Raw genomic sequence first — 18,863 nt, 5'->3', positions numbered from 1 at the left:
TTCAACGGCCTGTTAGGGCGGGTGTAACCCGCCTGCCATGAGTGGCGGGTTGCACCCGCCCTACGCGAGCATCGTAATGGTCCGTTGGCCGCTTTATTGGCGGCCAACTGCATTTGTAGAGCCGAGCTTTTCGTGAGTAAACCGACGCTGTTCTTCCTGCAGACTCCGCTGCTGCCTGGCTTCGGCCTGAGCTTCGGCGTCAGCGTGCTGTACCTGTCGCTGGTGATCCTGCTGCCATTGTCGGCGCTGCTGCTGTACGTCAGTGACATGAGCTGGGCGCAATATTGGTTCGCCATCAGCGATCCGCGCGTGGTGCAGACCTACAAGGTGACCATCTCGGCGGCCTTCTACTCGACCCTAGCGGTACTGGTGATCGGCCTGCTGCTGGCCTGGATCATCACCCGTTACGATTTTCCCGGTCGGCGCATCGTCGATGCGCTGGTCGATCTGCCCTTTGCCCTGCCCACCTCGGTGGCCGGCCTGACCCTTGCCACACTTCTCGTGCCTAATGGCTGGATCGGCCAGTGGCTGGGCTTCAAGGTGGCCTACGCCTACGCCGGTATCGTGGTGGCGATGGTGTTCACCAGCATTCCCTTCGTGGTGCGTACCGTGCAGCCAGTGCTGCAGGATCTCGGTTCGGAATACGAAGAGGCCGCGCGCACATTGGGCGCCAGCCGCATGCAGACCTTTCGCAAGGTGATCCTGCCGACCCTGACCCCGGCGCTGGTCACCGGCGGCTCGCAGGCCTTCGTGCGCAGCCTCGGCGAGTTCGGCGCGGTGATCATGATCGCCGGCAACATTCCCTACCAGACGGAAGTCAGCTCGCTGATGATCTTCGTCCGTCTGCAGGAGTTCAATTACCCGGCGGCGGCGGCCATCGCTTCGGTGATTCTGCTCGCGTCGCTGGCTCTTCTGTTCCTCCTGCAGGTCGTGCAGGGGCGTCTGTTCGCATGGCAACGGCAAGGTCGATGAAAAAACCTCAGGATTGGCGCCAGTGGGCGCTGGTAGTGCTCGGCCTGATGGTCGTCACGTTGATGTTGCTGGTGCCGCTGGCGCTGATCTTCACCAAGGCGCTGGCCGGCGGGCTGGATCTGCTGTGGAGCAACCTCGGCGAGGACTACATGCTCCACGCCATCGGCCTGACGCTGCTGGTGGCGGCGATCACCGTGCCGCTGAACCTGTGCTTCGGCATCTGCCTGGCCTGGTGCGTGACCCACTACGATTTTCGTGGGCGCAAGCTGCTGACCACGCTGATCGACATTCCCTATGCGGTGTCGCCGGTGGTCGCCGGTCTCTGCTACCTGGTGGTCTACGGCCTGGAGAGCTTCGTCGGGCGCTGGTTCTACGATAACGGCATGCAGCTGATGTTTGCCTGGCCGGGCATCGTCATGGTCACCGTGTTCGTCACCGCGCCCTATGTGGCGCGCATTCTGATTCCGGTGATGCAGGCCCAGGGTCAGGACGAAGAAGCCGCTGCCATGTGCCTGGGTGCCAGCGGCTGGCAGATCTTCCGCCGCATCAGCCTGCCGAAGATCAAATGGGCGCTGCTGTATGGCGTGGTGGTGACCAACGCCCGAGCGGTCGGTGAGTTCGGCGCGGTATCGGTGGTCTCCGGCAGCATCATCAACCAGACCCTGACCCTGCCGCTGTTGGTCGACCAGCTCAACAACGACTACAAGCCCGCGGCTGCCTTCACCGCTGCCGGCCTGCTGGCGTGCATGGCGCTGCTCACCCTGTTCCTCAAGACGTTCATGGAGTGGCGTCAGCGCCAGCTGATGCAACGCGCCGAGGCCTGATCAGGGTGAACGCTTATGGTGGATGTGAAGAGTGGCATCCCTAGGGGCTTCATTTCCTATCGCAGCTGAACCCGCTCCTACGGAGCGTGGTGCTGGTGTAGGAGCGGCTTCAGCCGCGATGCTCTTCCGACGCTGCCACCTGCACCTGATTGCGACCACCATGCTTGGCCGCATACAGCGCCTTGTCGGCGCGCTCGCGCAGTTGCTCGGCTTCACTGTGCACATCGGTGCCGGCGATACCGGCACTCAGGGTGCAGGAGAATTCGCTGCCATCGGCGATGAAGCGCAACTCGGCGAAGCGTTCGCGAATCTCGTCGACGATCTGCTTGGCCTGTTGCGGGGTGCAGTCCGGCAGTACCGCGAGAAACTCCTCGCCGCCATAGCGCCCCAGACTGTCGACCCGACGCAGGCGCTGACGCAACAGGTTGGCCAGGGCGCGGATGACGTTGTCGCCGGCGGCGTGACCATGTTCGTCGTTGACCCGTTTGAAGTGATCAATATCCAGCATCACCACACTGGCGCGGTCGCCGCTGCGTAGCGCGCGCTCCAGCTCGATGGCCACCTGCTCCTTGATATCGCCATGCTTGAGCAGGCCGGTGAGGCTGTCGCGCGCCAGGGCGTTGGACAGCAGACGTGCGCGCTGAGCGCGGGAGAACACGGTGGCGACCAGGGCGTTGTCGGAAATCGGCTTGGTGACGAAGTCGTCGCCGGCCTTGATCAGCGCATTCATCTGCTTGCCGATATCGGTTTCCGCCGACAGGTAGATGATCGGGATGCGCAGCCAGTCGTCGTTGCAGCGGATGATCTGCGCCAGCTCAGGGCCGGTACAGTCCGGCATGTTGACGTCGAGCAGCACCACCTCGGGATTGAAGTCGCGCAGATGCTCGAAGATCTGCGCCGGCTCCTGAAGAAATTCCACCAGCATGCCGGCATCGCGCAGTACCAGGCTGTAGCGGCTGGCCAGATCGCGGTCGTCGTCGACGATCAGCACCCGGTAGGGCTCGCCGCTCTGCTGGGCGAAGCAGCGTTCCAGGCGGCTTTCCAGCTGCGGAATGTCCACCGGTTTGGCGAAGAAACCCAATGCCCCGGCCCGCACTGCCTGCAACTGGGTGGCGAAGTCATCCTGGTGGGTCAGCACCAGCAGCGGCAGGGGCACCTCCAGGCGCTGCTGCAAGCGTGCAGCGTAGTCCAGGCCGCTGCAGTCTTCGTTGGCCAGGTTGACGTCGACGATCAGCGCGTCCGGTATCTGCTGCTCCAGGGCCGCATCGAGGCCGGCGATGGAGTTGAAGTGCTCGGCCTGATAGCCGAAGTTGTTCAGGGTCAGGCGCATGTTTTCGCCTACGGCTATTTCATCCTCGAGGATGTAGATGAGCCGGGACTCGGTGTCTCCACGCAGCGCCTGTGGTATCTGCTGCTGCACTGCGCCGGGTGCCGTGTTGCTGGAGGTCTGGTTGCCCAGGCGTTGCAGCGCCGCGATGAATTCGCCGAGTTCATGCTGCAGGCGTTGCTGGTGTTGAAGCCAGCGTTCGGCCTGTTGTTCCAGCTCCCGCGCGTGCTGGCCGAGCTGGTCGAAACCGAAGGTGCCGGCACTGCCGGCCAGGCGATGCAGTTGGTCGCGTAGCGTCTGCAACAGATGCCTGCGCTGCTCGTCGCCGGCCTCGAGCAGTTGCTCGCCCTGCTGCGTCAGTTGCGGCAGCTCCTGGCGCAGGCGTTCGGCGAACTGCTGGCCGAGCTGCTGCAGGCGTTCTTGCAGGGTCTGAGGGATGGCGTTGCCGTCGTGTTTATCCATGGCGTCGGCTCCAGATCTGCCGGATCTGGGCGGCGAGCTGCATGGGATCGAAGGGTTTCACGATCACGTCGAGCGCGCCCAGGCTGCGGTAATGGGCCACTTCGCCGGGCTGGACCTTGGCCGTCATGAAGGCTACCGGCACCTCACCGATATCCACCAGTTCGTGCAGCCTCTCCAGCGTTTGCGGGCCGTCCATGCCGGGCATCATCACGTCGAGCAGGATGAAGTCGGGCGCGAAGCCTTGTACCTGATCGAGCGCTTCCTGGCCGCTGGCGCAGCTCAGCACCTGGAAGCCGCCGACGGCTTCCAGAGCGACCTTGGCCACGGCCTGGATCGAGGGGTCGTCCTCGACGTGAAGGATGCGCTTGAGCTCAGTCATGGCGGGTCTCCTTGGCGGGTAACAGGCGGTTGAGCATGTGCAGGAAGTGTTGTCCATCATTGCGTGATTTGGCCAGTGCCGCGCTCACCCCGGCCAATTCATGGCCATCCATCTCGCTGGCCGAGAGCACGGCCACCGGTAGCCCTGGCCGCTGCTGTTGCAGTTCGTCGAGCAGTTCCAGGCCGTTGCCGTCGGGCAGACCGAGATCGAGCAGAACCAGGTCGAAAGGCTGCTCGGCGAGCAGGCGACGCGCTTCGGCGAGGCTGTCGGCGGGAACGAACTCGGCCAGCTCGCGGGCCTGTTCGGCGACCACCAGACGCAGATCGTGATCATCTTCCACGTGTAGCACGCGTGGGCTCTGCGGCAGATTCTGCAGGGCCTGAGCAAGGCTGGCGAGCAGGCGCTGCGGGTCGATCGGCTTGCTCAGCCAGTCCAGCGCGGGCACGCCGTCCAGTGCCAGGCGGCCCTCCTCACAGGCGGCCGATACCACCAGAATTGGCAGCTTGCGATAGCGCGCGTCGGCGCGCAGTTCTTGTACCAGTTGCATGCCGTCGCCGTCCGGCAGGCGCAGATCGAGGCTGATGGCGGCGGGTATTTCCTCACGCAGACGGGCGCGTGCTTCGCCCAGGCTGTGGGCCAGACGCACGCGATAACCGGCATTTTCCAGCAACTGGCGCAGCAGGTTGGCGATTTCCGGTTCGTCCTCGACCACCAGCAGGCTACGCCGGCCGTCGCTGGCCGCGGGCAGGGCGGCTTCGGCCAGCGCGGGCAGCTCGAACCAGAAGCAGGCGCCCTGGCCCTCTACCGAGTCGAAGCCGATCTGTCCGCTCATGCGTTCGATCAGCTCCTTGCTGATCGCCAGGCCCAGGCCGGTGCCGCCTTTACTGCGGCTGTCGCTGGCGTCGGCCTGAGAGAACTTGCTGAAGATGCGCTGGTGAAATTCGGCGGCGATGCCTTGGCCCTGGTCGCTGACCTCGACACGCACGCGAGCGCCATGACTTTCGGCACGCAGGCATACCTCGCCGTCGGGCGGCGAGTACTTCACGGCGTTGGAGATGAAGTTGGCCAGCACCTGCTGCAGACGCATGGCATCGATCCGTACGCGAACCGCTACGCAGTCGAGCAGACGCAGCTTGACCTGGTGGCGGTCGGCGTAGGCCTGGTTGCTGTCCAGTGCCTCCTGGAGCTGGGCGGCAAGCGAGCAGGGTTGCAGGTCGAACTGCATCTTGCCGGCTCCCAGTTTGTCCATGTCCAGCAGGTCGTTGATCAGGTGGCTGAGACGCTGGCTGTTGGCCTGGGCGATGCCCAGCATGGTGCGCATGCTTTCCGGTACCGTGCCCAGTGCGCCGCCATTGATCAGGCCCAGCGAGCCGGCGATGGCGGTCAGCGGTGTGCGCAGCTCGTGGCTGACGGTGGAGACGAACTCGCTCTTGAGGCGCTCGATACGCTTGGCCTCGCTCTGGTCCATGATGGTGCCGGAGATGCGCAGCGGGTAGCCTTTGTCATCACGCTGGATGTAGCCGCGCAGCAGCACCGGCAGTTCGCTGCCGTCGACACGCAGCAGGCGACAGTCGATGGTGAAGTTGCTGGCGCCTGTGGACAGCGCATGTTTCAGACGGGCGCGCGTTGCTGGCAGATCGTCCGGGTGCACCAGTTTTTCCCAGGCCCAGGGGGCATCGGCAAAACCCGGCGGGCCCTGCTCCGGATAGCCGAGCATCTGCCAGCCGTGGGCCGAGGCGAAGAAGCTGCCGGCCTTGACCTCGATATCCCACCAACCGTCATTGCCGCCCTTGAGCGCCAGCGCCAGGCGCTCTTCGCTGCGGTGCAGCTGTTCGGTGATGCGCTCGGCCAACTGCTGTACCTGCTCGCGGCGCAGGCTCAGGCTGCTGATCAGAAAGAACAGCAGCAGGCTGATGCAGACGCCCAAGGCCAGCAGTGAGCCCTCGCCGCGATGGGCGGCATCGAGAAAACCTGGGGCGTAGTGAAAGTTCAGGTACCAGCGCTGGCCGAACAGTTCCAGCTTTCGCTGGGCGTCGGCAGGCGTATCAATGGCGTTGCCAGCGCTGCTGTAAAGCAGGTCGGCGGCAGCCGTATCGGGGGCGGCATAGACCTCGAACTCCAGGTCACGTTGGCGTGCACCGAGGATGCCGTCCATCAGGTCGTGCGCGCGGTAGGGGCTGTAGACAAAGCCACGCAGCGCGGCGAGGCGCTGCTCGGGAGTGTCCAGCGGTTGGTTGTGCCGGTACACCGGGGTGAACAGCAGCAAACCCGGTTGGACCTTGCCATTGGTTTCCTGCACCAGCGTGACGCGGCCGGACAGACGGCTCTGGCCGCTGCGTGCGGCGCTCAGCATGGCGGCCTGGCGCACGGGTTCGGACAGCATGTCGAAGCCGAAGGCGACCAGATTACGTCTGGTGAAAGGCTCGATATAGCGAATGGCGCTGTACAGCGTACGCTCGCCAAGCGGGCGCACGCGGAAGTTGGGGTAGCCCTCGGCACGCATTTCGGTTTCGAAGGCGTGCAGCTGTTCGGCTGGCAATACCTGGCTGAACCCCAGGCCCTGGATGCCTGGGTAGCGTTCTTCCAGGTTCAGTCGACGCGCGTAGGTGCGCCAGTCGTCGCGACTGACCTCTTTATTGGCATCGAGCAGGGCGGCGCCGCCGAGCAGGATGCTTTCCTGGTTATGCATGCGCTGGATGATGGCCTCGCTGATTTCGTCGGCAAGGAGCTCGAGCTGGCGTGAGGCGGACGCGCTCTGGCTCTGGCGCAAGCTGTCCCAGGCCAGCAGCGTCGCGCCGAGCGCCAGCGCCAGCACGCCCCAGGCCAACAGATTTTTGTGGCTGAACAGCTGCCCGAGCAGTTGCAGGCGTAGCGTGATGTTGTCGTTCATGGCTGCACCCCGACTTGCGGCAGCTCCAGCCAGAAGGTGCTGCCTTGCCCCTCCACGGAGTCGAAGCCGATACGGCCACCCATGTGTTCGATGAGCTCCTTGCTGATCGCCAGGCCCAGGCCTGTGCCGCCCTGGCGGCGGGTGTCGCCGGCATCGGCCTGAGAAAATTTGCTGAAGATGCGCGGCTTGAAGTCTTGCGCGATGCCCTGGCCCTGGTCTCGCACGCTGATGCGTACCCAGCCGTCCGTGGGCACGGCTGCCAGCTCCACGCTCTGTCCGGCGGCAGAAAACTTGGCGGCATTGGCCAGCAGGTTGGCCAGCACCTGCTCCAGGCGCTGGGCATCGGCATATACCTGGCAATTGATGCCCGGCAGTAGCACCAGTTGCACCCCGTACTGCTCGGCATAGGGCTGGTTGCTGCGCAGCGCCTGCTCCAGCAGTGGGCGCAGGGCTAACGGCTGCAGATCGAAGCGCATCTTGCCAGCGGCCAGCTTGTCGATGTCCAGCAGGTCGTCGATCAGCTTGCGCAGGCGCTGGCTGTTGCTCTGGGCAATTTCCAGCATCTGCTGCATCTGCTCCGGCACCGCGCCAAGGGCGCCGCCATTGATCAGGCCGAGTGAGCCGGCGATGGCGGTGAGCGGGGTGCGCAGTTCGTGGCTGACGGTGGAGATGAACTCGTTCTTCATCTGTTCGGTGCGCTTGCGCTCGGCGATGTCGCGGATCACCGCGATAAAGCGGCGCTGCCCCTGGTGGCTGATCTGTGACATCGCCAGCTCTATGGGGAAGCATTCACCATCCTGACGCAGGCCTTCCATTTCGCAGAGCTGGTTGATGGCGCAGCCCTGCCGCAGTAAGTCGCTCGCCAGGTGCGGAACCAGTTGGGTGATGCTCTGACCGGCGACCTCGGGCTGGCGATAGCCGAATATCGCTTCGGCCGCATGGTTGAAGGTCTCGATGCGGCCCTGTTCATCGATGGTGACGATGGCGTCGACCACGTTGTCGAGCAGGGTACTGAGGTAATGCTCGCGCTCGCGCACCGCGCGCTCGGCAGCGACACGATCACTGAAATCCTGAATCTGCGAGACGAAATGCACAGGCCGACCCTCGCCGTCACGTACCAGCGACACGCTGAGCAGTACCCACAGCGTGCGTCCCCGCTTGTCCAGGTAGCGTTTCTCCATCTGATAGGCGTTGATCCGCCCGGCCAGCAGATCGGCGACGTTCTGCCGATCGGCATCGAGATCATCCGGATGGGTGACCTGCTGGTAGGTACAGGCCAGCAGCTCTTCGCGGTCGTAGCCGAGCATGCGGCACAGCTCGTCGTTAACCTCCAGCCAGCGGCCGTCCGGGCTGACCAGTGCCATGCCCTGTGGCGCGGTATTGAAGGCATTGAGAAAACGCTGTTGGCTCAGGCGCAGTTCGTCCTCCATGGCCTGGCGTTCGCTGATGTCCCAGATGAAACCGTCGATCCACAACAGCCTGCCGTGGCTGTTGTATTCGCCACGGCCTTTCTCGCGCACCCAGACGTTATGGCCATCGGCATGGCGCAGGCGGTAGGTGAGCTCGAACCTTTCCTGGCGCGCGATGGCCTCGCCGATACGGTAGGTGATGGCCAGGTCGTCGGGATGCACGATGCTGGAAAAGCTGCGCACCTGGTTGTCGATGAAGTCGCTGGCCGGGTAACCGCTGAGGTTGGCAATTTCATCGCTGATGTAGCGCATGCTCCAGTCGGCGTCGTTGGCGCAGCGATACACCACACCAGGCAGGTTGGCCACCAGGCCGCGGAAGCGGCTCTCGCTCTTCTGCAAGGCGCGGGTGGCCTGTTGCAACTCGCTGATATCGCTGGCGATGCCGAGAAAGCCGTTGATCTGGCTACTCTCGTCGAACATGGCGCTGACGGTGAGGTTGACCTGGCGCAGGCTGCCGTCCTTGTGGCGATAGGTCCACTGGCGGGTTTCCGGCTCGCCGCCACGGACGTTGTGTACTAAGACTTCGAAGCTCTCCAGCGGGTGGCCGGCGACCTCGCTGAGCTCGCGGGCGCGGGTCTGGATTTCGTCCGCGAGATGAAGCATTGCCGGAGTCCGCTGTCCGATCATCTCCTCGGCGCTGTAGCCGAGCAGACGCTCGGCGCCGGAATTGAACAGGCTGATGGTGCCGCCGGCATCGGTGGCGATGATCGATACCCCGGTGGCCGAGTCCAGCACCGCTTGCAGATAGGTGCGTGCCGCGCGCACGGCGCGCTCCTGCTGCTGGCGTTCCAGAATGGCGCCGACCCAGCGGGCGAACAAACCGAGGAAGTCGCGGTCGGCGTCATCGAATGGCTGCCTGCGTCGCTCGGGGTTGGCGAAGGCCAGGGTGCCGAATGGCTTGCCCTCCACGCGCACGACGGTGCCGATATAGCTTTCCAGGGCGAACTGGCGATAGCAGGGTTGGTGCCTGTGTGGCGAGTCGGCCATATGGGTGATGGCCAGCACATCGTTGTGCTGCAAGGCCAGGCTGCAGTAGGTGTCGCCCAGTTCGAACAGTTGGCCGTCGCTGAGGGCGTCGTCGGGAGATACCTGTACCAGCACCTGGTACTGCTCGCCCTGGATACGGCTGATGATGCCCAGCGGCATGCCGAAATGCTCCGCGCCCAGGCGCAGCGCCTGGCGCAGTTGCTCGGTGCGGCTCAGGCTGGGCAGCGCAGCGATCTCATTGAGCGCGCGCAGCACCGCCTGTTGGCGCTGCATCAGGCGCTGCGTGCTGCGCCGGGTGCTGCGCAGCAGAACCAGCAGCAGGGCCTCGGCGCCGCACCAGGCGAGCAGCCATTTGATCACCAGCCAGCGCTTGTCGCTGCGGTGCAGGTTGAACTGATCGCTGACGTCGTGCCAGATCAGTGCGACCGCCAGAGGCGCTGCGCTGGGGTCGTGACGTTGCCGGTAGCTGCTCAGCGCCACCTGATTGACCAGATAATGGCGTTCGCCATCGTCCAGCAGGCGCACGCTATCGCCCTCGCTCGGGGCGGGCAGTCGCTGTTGCTGTTGCCAGGCCAGGACCTGGGGCCGCGAATGATCCATCAACTGCCAGCGCTGGGTATCGCCGGGCAGGCCGCGTAGTTCTTCGCCGCTGTCCGAACTCAGCAGCAGGTCGTCGCGCAGCAGCAGGGCCACACCGCTGTCGAACTCGCGGTCCAGCTGGGCAAGATCCTCGAGCACGCCCATTGCCACTTCGATGGCGCCGACCTGTTGGGGTCCGTTGTTGCTCTCGGCCGGCAACGGGACAATGGCGCGCATGCCGACGCTGCCGCGGGTCAGACCCAGACCGGCCTGGCTCCTGGCGCTGCGCAGCGCCTCCAGCACCATCGGGCGCCAGCCAATCTGCAGGTCGCCAAAGTGCTCGGGTTCGTGCACGCGCAGCAGCACCTTCACGTCTGGCGCCAGGTGCACGTACAGCCGAAACGGCTGGTGCGCCTGCAGGTTGCGCCAGCGCGGCGCCAGGCGGGTGTAGAGCTGACTGCGGATGCTGGCCAGGCTTTGCGGATCGCTCGCCGGCAGGGCGTGAGCCTGGCGCACCAACTCCGTCACCCAGGCATCGGCAGCGATGGTTTCCGCCAGCAACTGCGCGCGTTCCTGCATCCCATGCTGGGTGCTGTTCAGGGCCATGCGCTGGATGTCTGCCTGTTTGCTGATCTGCAGTTGCCAGAGCGCTTCGCGCTCGTTCAGCGCCTGGCGCCCGAGAAAGGCGAAGAACAGCGCCAGACACAGGCTGCCACCGATGACTATCCAGCGGCCGGCGTCCCGGCGGCCGGCGTCCCGACCACTGGCGCCGCGGCCACTGGCATTGAATTGACCGAACCAGCGATTACTCAGCCTCGGTTTACTCATTCGTCGCGCCTCAGCTCAGCCCGGCCAGGCGGCGCAGGCGCTGTACTTCCTGACTATCGGCGTTCTGCTGTTCGACGCTGGCCAGGCGCATGAGAATCGGCTCGCGGCGCGTATTGCCGGGAGCCAGGCCGTAACAGGCGCCGATCAGTTCACGCAGCCCGATGGGCAAACGCCAATTTGCCTTGAGGCGGTTGGCCAGTTCGCCGCTGTATTGGCGCAGCGCTTGTTGCACTTGTTCCTCGCTCAACGGCAGACCGCGGTTGCGCCAGATCTGCGCCTGCTGCAGCACGGCCAGCTCGCCCATGCGTTGTAGCAGGGCAGCGCTGTGCAGGGGTGCCGGGTCTAGCTGACAGGCTTTGGCCAGTGCACCGACCTTGTGCCGCAGGTCCAACTGCGTCTGCATCAGATTCTGGCCCAGGGTTCTCAGGTCGGCGTCCTGCAGGCTGGCTGCCGGGCGTAGCGCCAGGCCCTGAATCAGATTCAGCGCGGTGGCTGCGCCCAGTCGGCGCACGGCATCGGGCAGGCTGACGCAGGGCTGTCCGGTGCTGTTGTAGAGGCTGCTGTTGGCCGCAGCGATCAGCCGCGCCTGCACGGCTGGGTCCTGCTGCCAGTGTTCGCCGAGTTGCTCCAAGGTACCGGGTGCTGCCGTGATGTCGCGCAGTTGCTGAAAGAGCTCGTCATGCAGTGGCAGATCGAGCTCCTCATCGGGCAAGGCGCCGAGATGGTGAAGAAAATCCTCGTCGTTGGCTGCCGCCACGTGCGGCTCATCATCGTCGGGTAACAGGCGGCGCAGGCAGTCCAGAACCTTGGGTACCTGGAAGGGTTTGCTGATAAAGGCGTTGATGCCCAGGGCGCGCACCTCGAGTACGCTGCCGCGGTCGGCGCGCGCGGTGATCATCACCAGCGCCACCTCAGGGTCCTGGCTGCGTACCGCCTGCAACAGCAGAGTGCCGCTGCCGTCCGGCAGGTTCCAGTCGGCGATCACCAACTGCGCCGGTTCGCGCTGCCAGGCCGAGATGGCGTCTGCCACGCGCACCTGGCAGTCGACGCGAGCGCCGGGGCGTAGGCTCAGTACGATCTGCTTGAGGAGATCGGCGATCCAGGGATCGTCTTCGAGAATCAGCACACGCATGCTCAGCTCCTGGTGCTGGACGGGCTATCCTTCGCTTCGCTCAGTGTGGTGGCGTCGACGGCTCTGGCTACAGGTTGCGGACGGCCGAAGTGGTAGCCCTGGCCGTAATTGCAGCCTAGCTCGCGCAGGAAGGCGGCTTGAGCGGGTTGTTCGATACCTTCGGCGAGAACCTTGAGGCCCAGGCTCTTGCCCAGGGCGATCACTGCGCGGGCGATGGCGGCATCCTCCGGGTCGTCAGGCAGGCCACGCACGAAACTCTGATCGAGCTTGAGCTTGTCTACCGGCAGGCGCTTCAACCGCGCCAGCGAGCTATAACCGGTGCCGAAGTCGTCGATGGCCAGGCGCACGCCCAGTGCACGCAGGCTGGTGAGCAGTTTCAGGGCGGCGTCAGGGTCTTCCATGATCGCGCTCTCGGTCACTTCCAGCTCCAGCTGCTCGGGTGGCAGGCCGGTGGCAGCCAGCACGCTGGCAACTTTCTGGTCCAGCTCGCCGCGGCTGAACAGGCGGCTGGAGACGTTCACCGCGACGAAACTCAGCCCACCACCTTCGGCGTTCCAGCGCACCATCTGGCGGCAGGCCTGCTCCAGCACCCAGGCGTCGATGGCGGCGATCATGCCGTTATCTTCGGCAATCGGGATAAATTCGCCAGGCGCAATCAGCCCACGTTGCGGGTGCTGCCAGCGCACCAGTGCCTCCATGCCCACCTGGCTACCGGCACCCAGGTCATGCAGCGGCTGGTAGTAAACGCGTAGCTCGTCATTGTCCAGGGCATGGCGCAGGCTGCTGGCCAGTTCCACGCGCTGACGGGCGTAATCGGTCAGCTCCTGCACGTAGAAGGCATAGCCTTCACGGCCGCTGCTCTTGGCCTTGAACAGCGCCGAGTCGGCGTTACGCAGGATCTGCTCGACGCTATCGGCATCTTCGGGGAACAGGCTGATGCCGATGCTGGCGCCAATGTAGAGCTCGTGACCGTCGAGGTGAAAGAACGTTTCCAGGCTGCGCAGCAGGCGTTGTGCAAGCTCAGCTGCCTGAGCGGCGTCGGCGCAATTTTCGCTGAGCAGGCCGAACTCGTCGCCGCCCAGCCGGGCCAGCGTGCAGCCACTGGGCAAGTCCTGCTGCAGGCGTTCACCGACGCCCTTGAGCAGCAGGTCGCCGACGTTGTGGCCGAGGCTCTCGTTGATGTGTTTGAAATGGTCCAGGTCGATCAGCAGCACTGCGCCGCGCAGTTCCTCGATCTTGCTGCGCTCCAGTGCATGGGCGACGCGCTCGGTGAACAGCAGGCGATTGGGCAGGTTGCTCAGCGGATCGTGGTGGGCCAGGTAATCCAGCTCACGCTGCGAACGCTTGAGCGCCGTGATGTCGGAGAACACCGCCACGTAATGGCTGACGCGCCCCTGCGCGTCGTGGATGACGCGGATGCATTGCCACTGTGGGTAGATTTCGCCGCTCTTGCGTCGGTTCCACACCTCGCCACTCCAGGCGCCGCGGTTCTGCAGGGCGTGCCACAGGCTCTGGTAGAAGGCGGTGTCATGACGGCCGGATTTGAGCAGGCCGGGGTGCTGACCGAGGATTTCCTCGCTGCTGTAACCGGTGATGCGGCTGAAGGCCGGGTTGACGTGAACGATGCGTTGTTCGGCATCGGTAACCAGTACCCCTTCCTGGGTGGCATCGAACACCGCTGCGGCCTGGCGCATGCTGTCGTCGATGGCGCGTTGCTGGGTGATGTCGCTGGCGATGCCGATGAAGCGCTGTGGTTGGCCGTTTTCGTCACGCAGCAGGCGACCGCGCGAGTGAATCCAGCGATAGCTGCCATCGGCATGGCGCAGGCGATAGATGTTGTCGTAGTGCTGTTCGTTGAACTCGGTGTTGAGCGTATGCAGCGCGCGCTCCATGTCATCCGGATGCAGGCGCGCGGCCCAGTCTTCGCGGGTATCGCCCAGGGTTTGCGGAGTGAGGCCGAGGAGCCTGGCGTAGCTCTCGGAGAAGAATACCTTGCGTCTGGACACGTCCCAATCCCACAGGCCATCGCGCGTGGCATCCAACGCCAGGCGCAGACGCTCCTCGTTACTGGCCAGTTCCAGGCGTGCGCGGCGGTACTGCAGGGCATAGCGGTGCAGCACCAAGTAGAGCAGCGAACTGGTGAGCGCGACGAACAACAGGCCCTTGAGGGATTGCGCGTGCTCCTGCTGCGTCACGGACAGGCCCAGGGCGGTCAACAGATGGTCGCTGAAAAGAATCCACAGAGCGGCGAGCAGGAGGTAGCCCAGGGTCAGACGCAAGGCGGCGATGTCGATACGCATGGGCAAGCGGCAGTGCTCCCTGTAAATGCTGGCCAGTATATATGCTTCACTGCTGAAACATTCTCATCTAAAAGACCACCTGGTTTTCTGGCATGGGTCAGGGATAATGTGATCAGGTTCGTCCTTGCAGGACAAGCCGCGTTCCCCCCTTTCAAGAGACAACAGCGCCCATGTGGTACAACGGTTTACTCGACCTGTCGGTCTGGCAATTGGTGGCAGTCACTCTGCTGATGACGCATGTCACCATCGTCAGCGTCACCGTCTACCTGCACCGCTACTCCGCGCACCGTGCGCTGGAGCTGCATCCTGCACTCAAGCATTTCTTCCGCTTCTGGCTGTGGTTGACCACCGGCCAGAACACCCGTGAGTGGACGGCCATCCACCGCAAACATCACGCCAAGTGCGAAACCGTCGATGACCCGCACAGCCCGGTCATCAAGGGGTTGGGCACTGTGCTGCGCAAGGGCGCCGAACTCTATCAGGAAGAGGCAAAGAACCAGGAAACCCTGCGTATCTACGGCAAGAACTGCCCGGATGACTGGATCGAGCGCAATGTCTACAGCCGCTATCCGATTGGCGGCGTGACGTTGATGGCGATCATCGATCTGGCCCTGTTCGGTGTGCTCGGTATGACCGTCTGGGCGATCCAGATGATGTGGATTCCGGTATGGGCCGCGGGCGTGATCAACGGTCTTGGCCATGCTGTCGGCTACCGCAACTTCGAATGCCGCGACGCTGCCACCAATCTGGTGCCCTGGGGCATCCTGATCGGCGGTGAAGAACTGCACAACAACCACCACACCTACCCCAACAGCGCCAAGCTGTCGGTGAAGAAGTGGGAGTTCGACATGGGCTGGGCCTGGATCAAGCTGTTCAGCTTCTTCGGCCTGGCTCAGGTGCAGCGTGTAGCGCCCATCGCCCATCGCGTCGAAGGCAAGCGCAATCTGGACATGGACACCGCCATGGCCATCCTCAACAACCGCTTTCAGATCATGGCGCAGTACCGCAAGCTGGTTATCGTACCGCTGGTCAAGCAGGAAATGGCCAAGGCGGACGAGTCCGTGCGTTACCTGTTCCGTCGCGCCAAGCGCCTGCTCTCGCGTGAGCCGAGCCTGCTGGAAGAGCAGCATCACGCGCACATCGCCGATATGCTGGCGCAAAGTCAGGCTCTCAAGGTGATCTACGAGAAGCGTCTGGCGCTGCAGCAGATCTGGGTCAAGACCAGCAGCAACGGCCACGACATGCTCGAAGCCATAAAGCAGTGGGTACACGAGGCCGAGGCCAGCGGTATCCAGTCGCTGCGTGAGTTTGCCGAGCAGCTCAAGACCTACTCGCTGCGACCGTCCAGCGCAACTGCCTGATCGCCGCTCGTTACAAGCAAAGGCCCGCCGAACTGGCGGGCCTTTGTGTATGTCCAACAGCTCGCACTATGTTCATTTCAATGCGAGGCGAAGGACGGATGGCCGCTGTAATGGACGATCAAGGCAACGCTGTTTCCGAGTTGGAGGCGCTGACCCTGGCTCTGCTGCACAGTCGGGCCGAAGTGGAGCGCCTGGGCGAGCGTGAGCAACTGTTCAGCAGCCTGCTTGGTAGCGTCAATGCCGTGCTCTGGGCCTTCGACTGGAACGAGCAGCGGATGATCTATGTCAGCCCTGCCTATGAGCGTATCTTCGGTCGTTCCGCCGCGCTGCTTTTGGCCGATTATGGCGAATGGCGCAACAGCATCTATCCGGACGATATCGACTACGCTGCCGAAAGCCTGGCAAGGTGCTGGAAGCCGGTGCGGTGGAGTCTCGCGAGTACCGCATCATTCGCGCTGATGGCCAATTGCGCTGGCTCAGCGACAAGTGTTTCGTCAGCCCCCGCATGGGAAGCGCCGAGCAGGGCTGCGTGATTGTTGGTATTGCCGAAGACATCACCGAGAAAAAGCGTCTGGAAGGCGAACTGCATCGCCTGGCCACCACCGATGTGCTGACTCAGAGCAGCAATCGCCGGCATTTCTTCGAATGTGCCCGCAGTGAGTTCGAACAGGCGCGCCAGTTCGGCAGCCCGCTGGCTTTCCTACTGCTCGATCTCGATGATTTCAAGAAAATCAATGATCAGTACGGCCATCAGGTCGGTGATGAAGTGTTGCGGCGCCTGGCGCATTGCGGCAGCAATGCCCTGAGGCGCGGCGATCTGTTCGGGCGTATTGGCGGTGAGGAGTTCGCGGCGCTGTTTCCTGGTTGTGAGCAAGATGTGGCCCTGCAGATTGCAGAGCGGCTGCAGCGTGAGGTGCAGCGCCTCGGCTTCCAGCATGAGGGCCGGCATTTCGGCATCACGGTCAGTCAGGGGCTGACCGTGATGCGTGCGACGGACGCCAGCCTCGATGGGCTCTATGCGCGCGCCGATGCCGCCATGTACACGGCCAAGCGCCAAGGCAAGAACCAGATCGTCCTGGGCTGAGGTTCTGGCGGTTTTCCGCCTGGGAACAGGTTCTCATAAGCGGAAATTTGCCTATCTTGATTGTCATTACATGGTCACTGTGCTGCAGGAAAAATGTAACCTATTGTTCTAGAGGCCTCGCGGGCTTGCTATAAGGAACTGGCGCGTTATCTGCATAGGCTCCGGCAGATGCCGGCCAGGATGTCGGCGCACAATAACAACGACGAGAGAGCATTCACCATGCACCACTCTGCCCGCTTTATTTCGGCCGCTGCGCTGCGTTCGCCGTTGTTCTGTTCTTCCTGAGTTTTTCATACGCCCATTCGAGCCTGGCTTTGCCGTGCCCTGGCTCGTGGGTGTGTGTGCCCTATTCGTTCCGGCCTGCCTCTTCGTGCCGAAGTCTGCGCCGGACGATGCGTCACCTTAAACACACTGGAGAGAAACATAATGAGAAAGACCTCCCTGGCACTGGCCGTAGCCGCCAGCACCCTGGGCCTGAGCCAAGTCGCCTTCGCCGATTTCATCGGTGACAGCAAAGCCAGCCTGACCATGCGCAACTTCTACTTCGACCAGAACACCGTGAACACCACCAACAACAATGGTGAGGCCAGCGAGTGGGGCCAGGGCTTTATTCTCAACTATCAGTCCGGTTTCACTGAAGGCACCGTTGGCTTTGGTGTCGATGCTGTCGGCATGCTGGGCGTGCGTCTGGATGGTGGTGGCCGCAACACCAAGGCTGGCCGTGACCGTACTCCGGGTCAGCTGTTCCCGCTGGAAAGCGATGGCAGCGCTGTTGATGAGTTCAGCAAGGGCGGCCTGACCGGTAAGGTTCGTGTCTCCAAGACTGAGGCTCGCATTGGTACCCTGACTCCGCGTCTGCCGATCCTGGTCTCCAACGACGGTCGTATGCTGCCGCAGCTGTTCGAAGGTGGCATGATCACCTCCAACGAGATTGACAATCTGACCCTGACTGCTGGTCAGATCGAGCACGCAGTAGGCCGTGCCTCGAGCAACAGCACCGGTCTGGCTGTGGATGGTGGTAGCCAAGCCTCCAACAAGTTCTACTTTGGTGGTGGTGACTGGAAGATCAACAAGGATCTGACTGCGCAGTACTACTACGCCAACCTTGAAGACTATTACAAGCAGCACTTTGCCGGCCTGGGCCACAACCTGGCGCTGGGTGAGGGCAGCCTGAAGACTGATCTGCGTTACTTCCGTACCACTTCTGATGGCAAGAACGGCAACGCCGCCGGTCGCACTGCGGGTTATTCTGCCAACCGAACCTTCGGTGACGGCACCGGCGAGATCGATAACAACACCTGGAGCGCTGCCTTCACCTACACCCTGCAGAGCCACGCGCTCATGCTGGGTTATCAGCGCGTTTCCGAGGACAGCAACTTCGTACAGCTGAACCAGGGCGGTATCGAAGGTTCTGCGGGCGCTAGCGTGTATCTGCTGACCGACCGTCTGGCTCACAGCTTCACCCGTGCTGGTGAGCGCACCACCTTTGGTCAGTACACCTACGATTTCGCTGGTGTCGGCGTCCCGGGGCTTAAAGCTTCGGTTGCTTACCTGAAGGGCACCAATGTGCAGCGTGCCGACGGTACTGAGGCTAAAGAATGGGAGCGTGACGTCGCTCTGGACTACGTATTCCAGGATGGCGCCCTGAAGGGTCTGGGTCTGGGCTGGCGTTACGGCGTGCTGCGTGGCAACGCTGCAACTGATGTTGACCAGAACCGTCTGATCGTCAGCTACACCCTGCCGCTGCTCTAAGGCTGTATTGGCGCGGCCTTGCCCGCCAGTGTTGTAACGAAAAAGCCCGCATCGAAAGATGCGGGCTTTTTTTATGGCTATGTCTGAGTTAACTGTTGCATATCCCTATACCCCAACGCCTCTTTCAAGCAAATCAATGGGTTGAGCTGTGTTTTGTAGCGCTCAAGCAGGCGGCGCCAGCCCAGATAGTTCGTTAGGTACTTGGTGGCCACACCATGAAAAGGAATCATCCAGCTCTTGAGTCGGCTGTCGTAGGCATTCACGTTCTGGATGTGGAAAGCACCATCAACCCGTCGATTCTGGCTCGGGTTAATCGGTCGGTGAGTGATGCCTTCAACCTTGGCGAAATGGGCGTAGACACCTGCGCTGTCAGTACAGAGAATCGCATCCGCGTCTATCAGCGGGCGTAGCCGCTCCCCTATGTGCTGTGCATCCAGCTTTTCCAACTTGAAGTCTGCCTGCTGACCACTGCGATCTCTTACCACCAGCACAGGAATTTGCTCGGCAGACAGTCCGC

10 protein-coding genes and 2 pseudogenes are annotated in these 18,863 nt (G+C 63.1%); 5 read left to right on the top strand and 7 right to left on the bottom strand.

The genetic code is table 11. The features are described from left to right. Positions 1–132: 132 nt before the first annotated feature. Both cysT and cysW read left to right on the top strand, forming a co-directional pair. On the top strand, positions 133–972 hold the full coding sequence (gene cysT, locus DBO86_RS15595; RefSeq protein WP_108234160.1) for a sulfate ABC transporter permease subunit CysT: 840 nt from the start codon (positions 133–135) through the stop codon (positions 970–972). After that, positions 969–1,796, top strand: a complete 828-nt coding sequence (gene cysW, locus DBO86_RS15590; protein ID WP_108234159.1) for a sulfate ABC transporter permease subunit CysW — start codon at positions 969–971, stop codon at positions 1,794–1,796. The genes cysT and cysW overlap by 4 nt, the downstream gene beginning before the upstream one ends. Before the next feature lie 109 nt (positions 1,797–1,905). Here the strand turns inward: cysW and DBO86_RS15585 are convergent, their stop codons facing one another. Genes DBO86_RS15585 through DBO86_RS15560 form a run of 6 tightly spaced genes read right to left on the bottom strand, consistent with a single transcriptional unit; the run spans position 1,906 to position 14,149 of the window. Beyond that, a complete protein-coding gene (locus tag DBO86_RS15585; protein ID WP_108234158.1) occupies positions 1,906–3,585 on the bottom strand; it encodes a diguanylate cyclase in 1,680 nt (559 codons plus the stop codon). After that, entirely contained in the window at positions 3,578–3,964 is a 387-nt protein-coding gene (locus DBO86_RS15580; protein WP_084340842.1) for a response regulator, read from the bottom strand. The genes DBO86_RS15585 and DBO86_RS15580 overlap by 8 nt, the downstream gene beginning before the upstream one ends. Next, positions 3,957–6,854, bottom strand: coding sequence for a CHASE domain-containing protein (locus tag DBO86_RS15575; protein WP_108234157.1), 2,898 nt, complete (start codon positions 6,852–6,854; stop codon positions 3,957–3,959). Before DBO86_RS15575 ends, DBO86_RS15580 begins: the two co-directional genes overlap by 8 nt. Then, positions 6,851–10,717, bottom strand: coding sequence for a PAS domain S-box protein (locus DBO86_RS15570; protein ID WP_108234156.1), 3,867 nt, complete (start codon positions 10,715–10,717; stop codon positions 6,851–6,853). Before DBO86_RS15570 ends, DBO86_RS15575 begins: the two co-directional genes overlap by 4 nt. A gap of 10 nt (positions 10,718–10,727) precedes the next feature. Further along, complete coding sequence (locus DBO86_RS15565) at positions 10,728–11,849, bottom strand: HDOD domain-containing protein (RefSeq protein ID WP_108234155.1); 1,122 nt, start codon at positions 11,847–11,849, stop codon at positions 10,728–10,730. 2 nt (positions 11,850–11,851) lie between these two features. After that, a complete protein-coding gene (locus DBO86_RS15560) occupies positions 11,852–14,149 on the bottom strand; it encodes a putative bifunctional diguanylate cyclase/phosphodiesterase (protein ID WP_108234154.1) in 2,298 nt (765 codons plus the stop codon). A 170-nt stretch (positions 14,150–14,319) separates the two neighbouring features. Between DBO86_RS15560 and desA the strand changes: the two genes are divergently transcribed. From desA to DBO86_RS15545, 3 genes and pseudogenes are all read left to right on the top strand, one after another. Then, a complete protein-coding gene (gene desA / locus DBO86_RS15555; protein WP_108234153.1) occupies positions 14,320–15,510 on the top strand; it encodes a delta-9 fatty acid desaturase DesA in 1,191 nt (396 codons plus the stop codon). Between the two features lie 110 nt (positions 15,511–15,620). Continuing rightward, positions 15,621–16,594 (top strand): annotated as a pseudogene (locus DBO86_RS15550) (GGDEF domain-containing protein). A gap of 426 nt (positions 16,595–17,020) precedes the next feature. After that, positions 17,021–18,346: an OprD family porin gene (locus tag DBO86_RS15545; RefSeq protein ID WP_108234152.1), complete on the top strand. Its 1,326-nt coding sequence runs from the start codon at positions 17,021–17,023 to the stop codon at positions 18,344–18,346. A 77-nt stretch (positions 18,347–18,423) separates the two neighbouring features. Here DBO86_RS15545 and DBO86_RS15540 read toward each other — a convergent pair. Next, a pseudogene (locus DBO86_RS15540) lies at positions 18,424–18,863 on the bottom strand (IS1595-like element ISAchd1 family transposase); the annotation flags it as partial.

The sequence above is a fragment of the Ectopseudomonas oleovorans genome (assembly GCF_003052605.1).
Lineage (GTDB): Bacteria > Pseudomonadota > Gammaproteobacteria > Pseudomonadales > Pseudomonadaceae > Aquipseudomonas > Aquipseudomonas oleovorans_A.
Note: the sequence above shows the minus strand (reverse complement) of the source record. Positions and strands in the feature narration are given on the sequence as shown.

What these genes read in the sequence shown, in the direction of transcription:
- desA (WP_108234153.1), top strand. Translation starts at nt 14,320, where the DNA reads ATGTGGTACAACGGTTTACTCGACCTGTCGGTCTGGCAATTGGTGGCA.
- DBO86_RS15580 (WP_084340842.1), bottom strand. Translation starts at nt 3,964, where the DNA reads ATGACTGAGCTCAAGCGCATCCTTCACGTCGAGGACGACCCCTCGATC.
- DBO86_RS15575 (WP_108234157.1), bottom strand. Translation starts at nt 6,854, where the DNA reads ATGAACGACAACATCACGCTACGCCTGCAACTGCTCGGGCAGCTGTTC.
- DBO86_RS15560 (WP_108234154.1), bottom strand. Translation starts at nt 14,149, where the DNA reads ATGCGTATCGACATCGCCGCCTTGCGTCTGACCCTGGGCTACCTCCTG.
- cysW (WP_108234159.1), top strand. Translation starts at nt 969, where the DNA reads ATGAAAAAACCTCAGGATTGGCGCCAGTGGGCGCTGGTAGTGCTCGGC.
- DBO86_RS15585 (WP_108234158.1), bottom strand. Translation starts at nt 3,585, where the DNA reads ATGGATAAACACGACGGCAACGCCATCCCTCAGACCCTGCAAGAACGC.
- DBO86_RS15545 (WP_108234152.1), top strand. Translation starts at nt 17,021, where the DNA reads ATGAGAAAGACCTCCCTGGCACTGGCCGTAGCCGCCAGCACCCTGGGC.
- DBO86_RS15565 (WP_108234155.1), bottom strand. Translation starts at nt 11,849, where the DNA reads ATGCGTGTGCTGATTCTCGAAGACGATCCCTGGATCGCCGATCTCCTC.
- DBO86_RS15570 (WP_108234156.1), bottom strand. Translation starts at nt 10,717, where the DNA reads ATGAGTAAACCGAGGCTGAGTAATCGCTGGTTCGGTCAATTCAATGCC.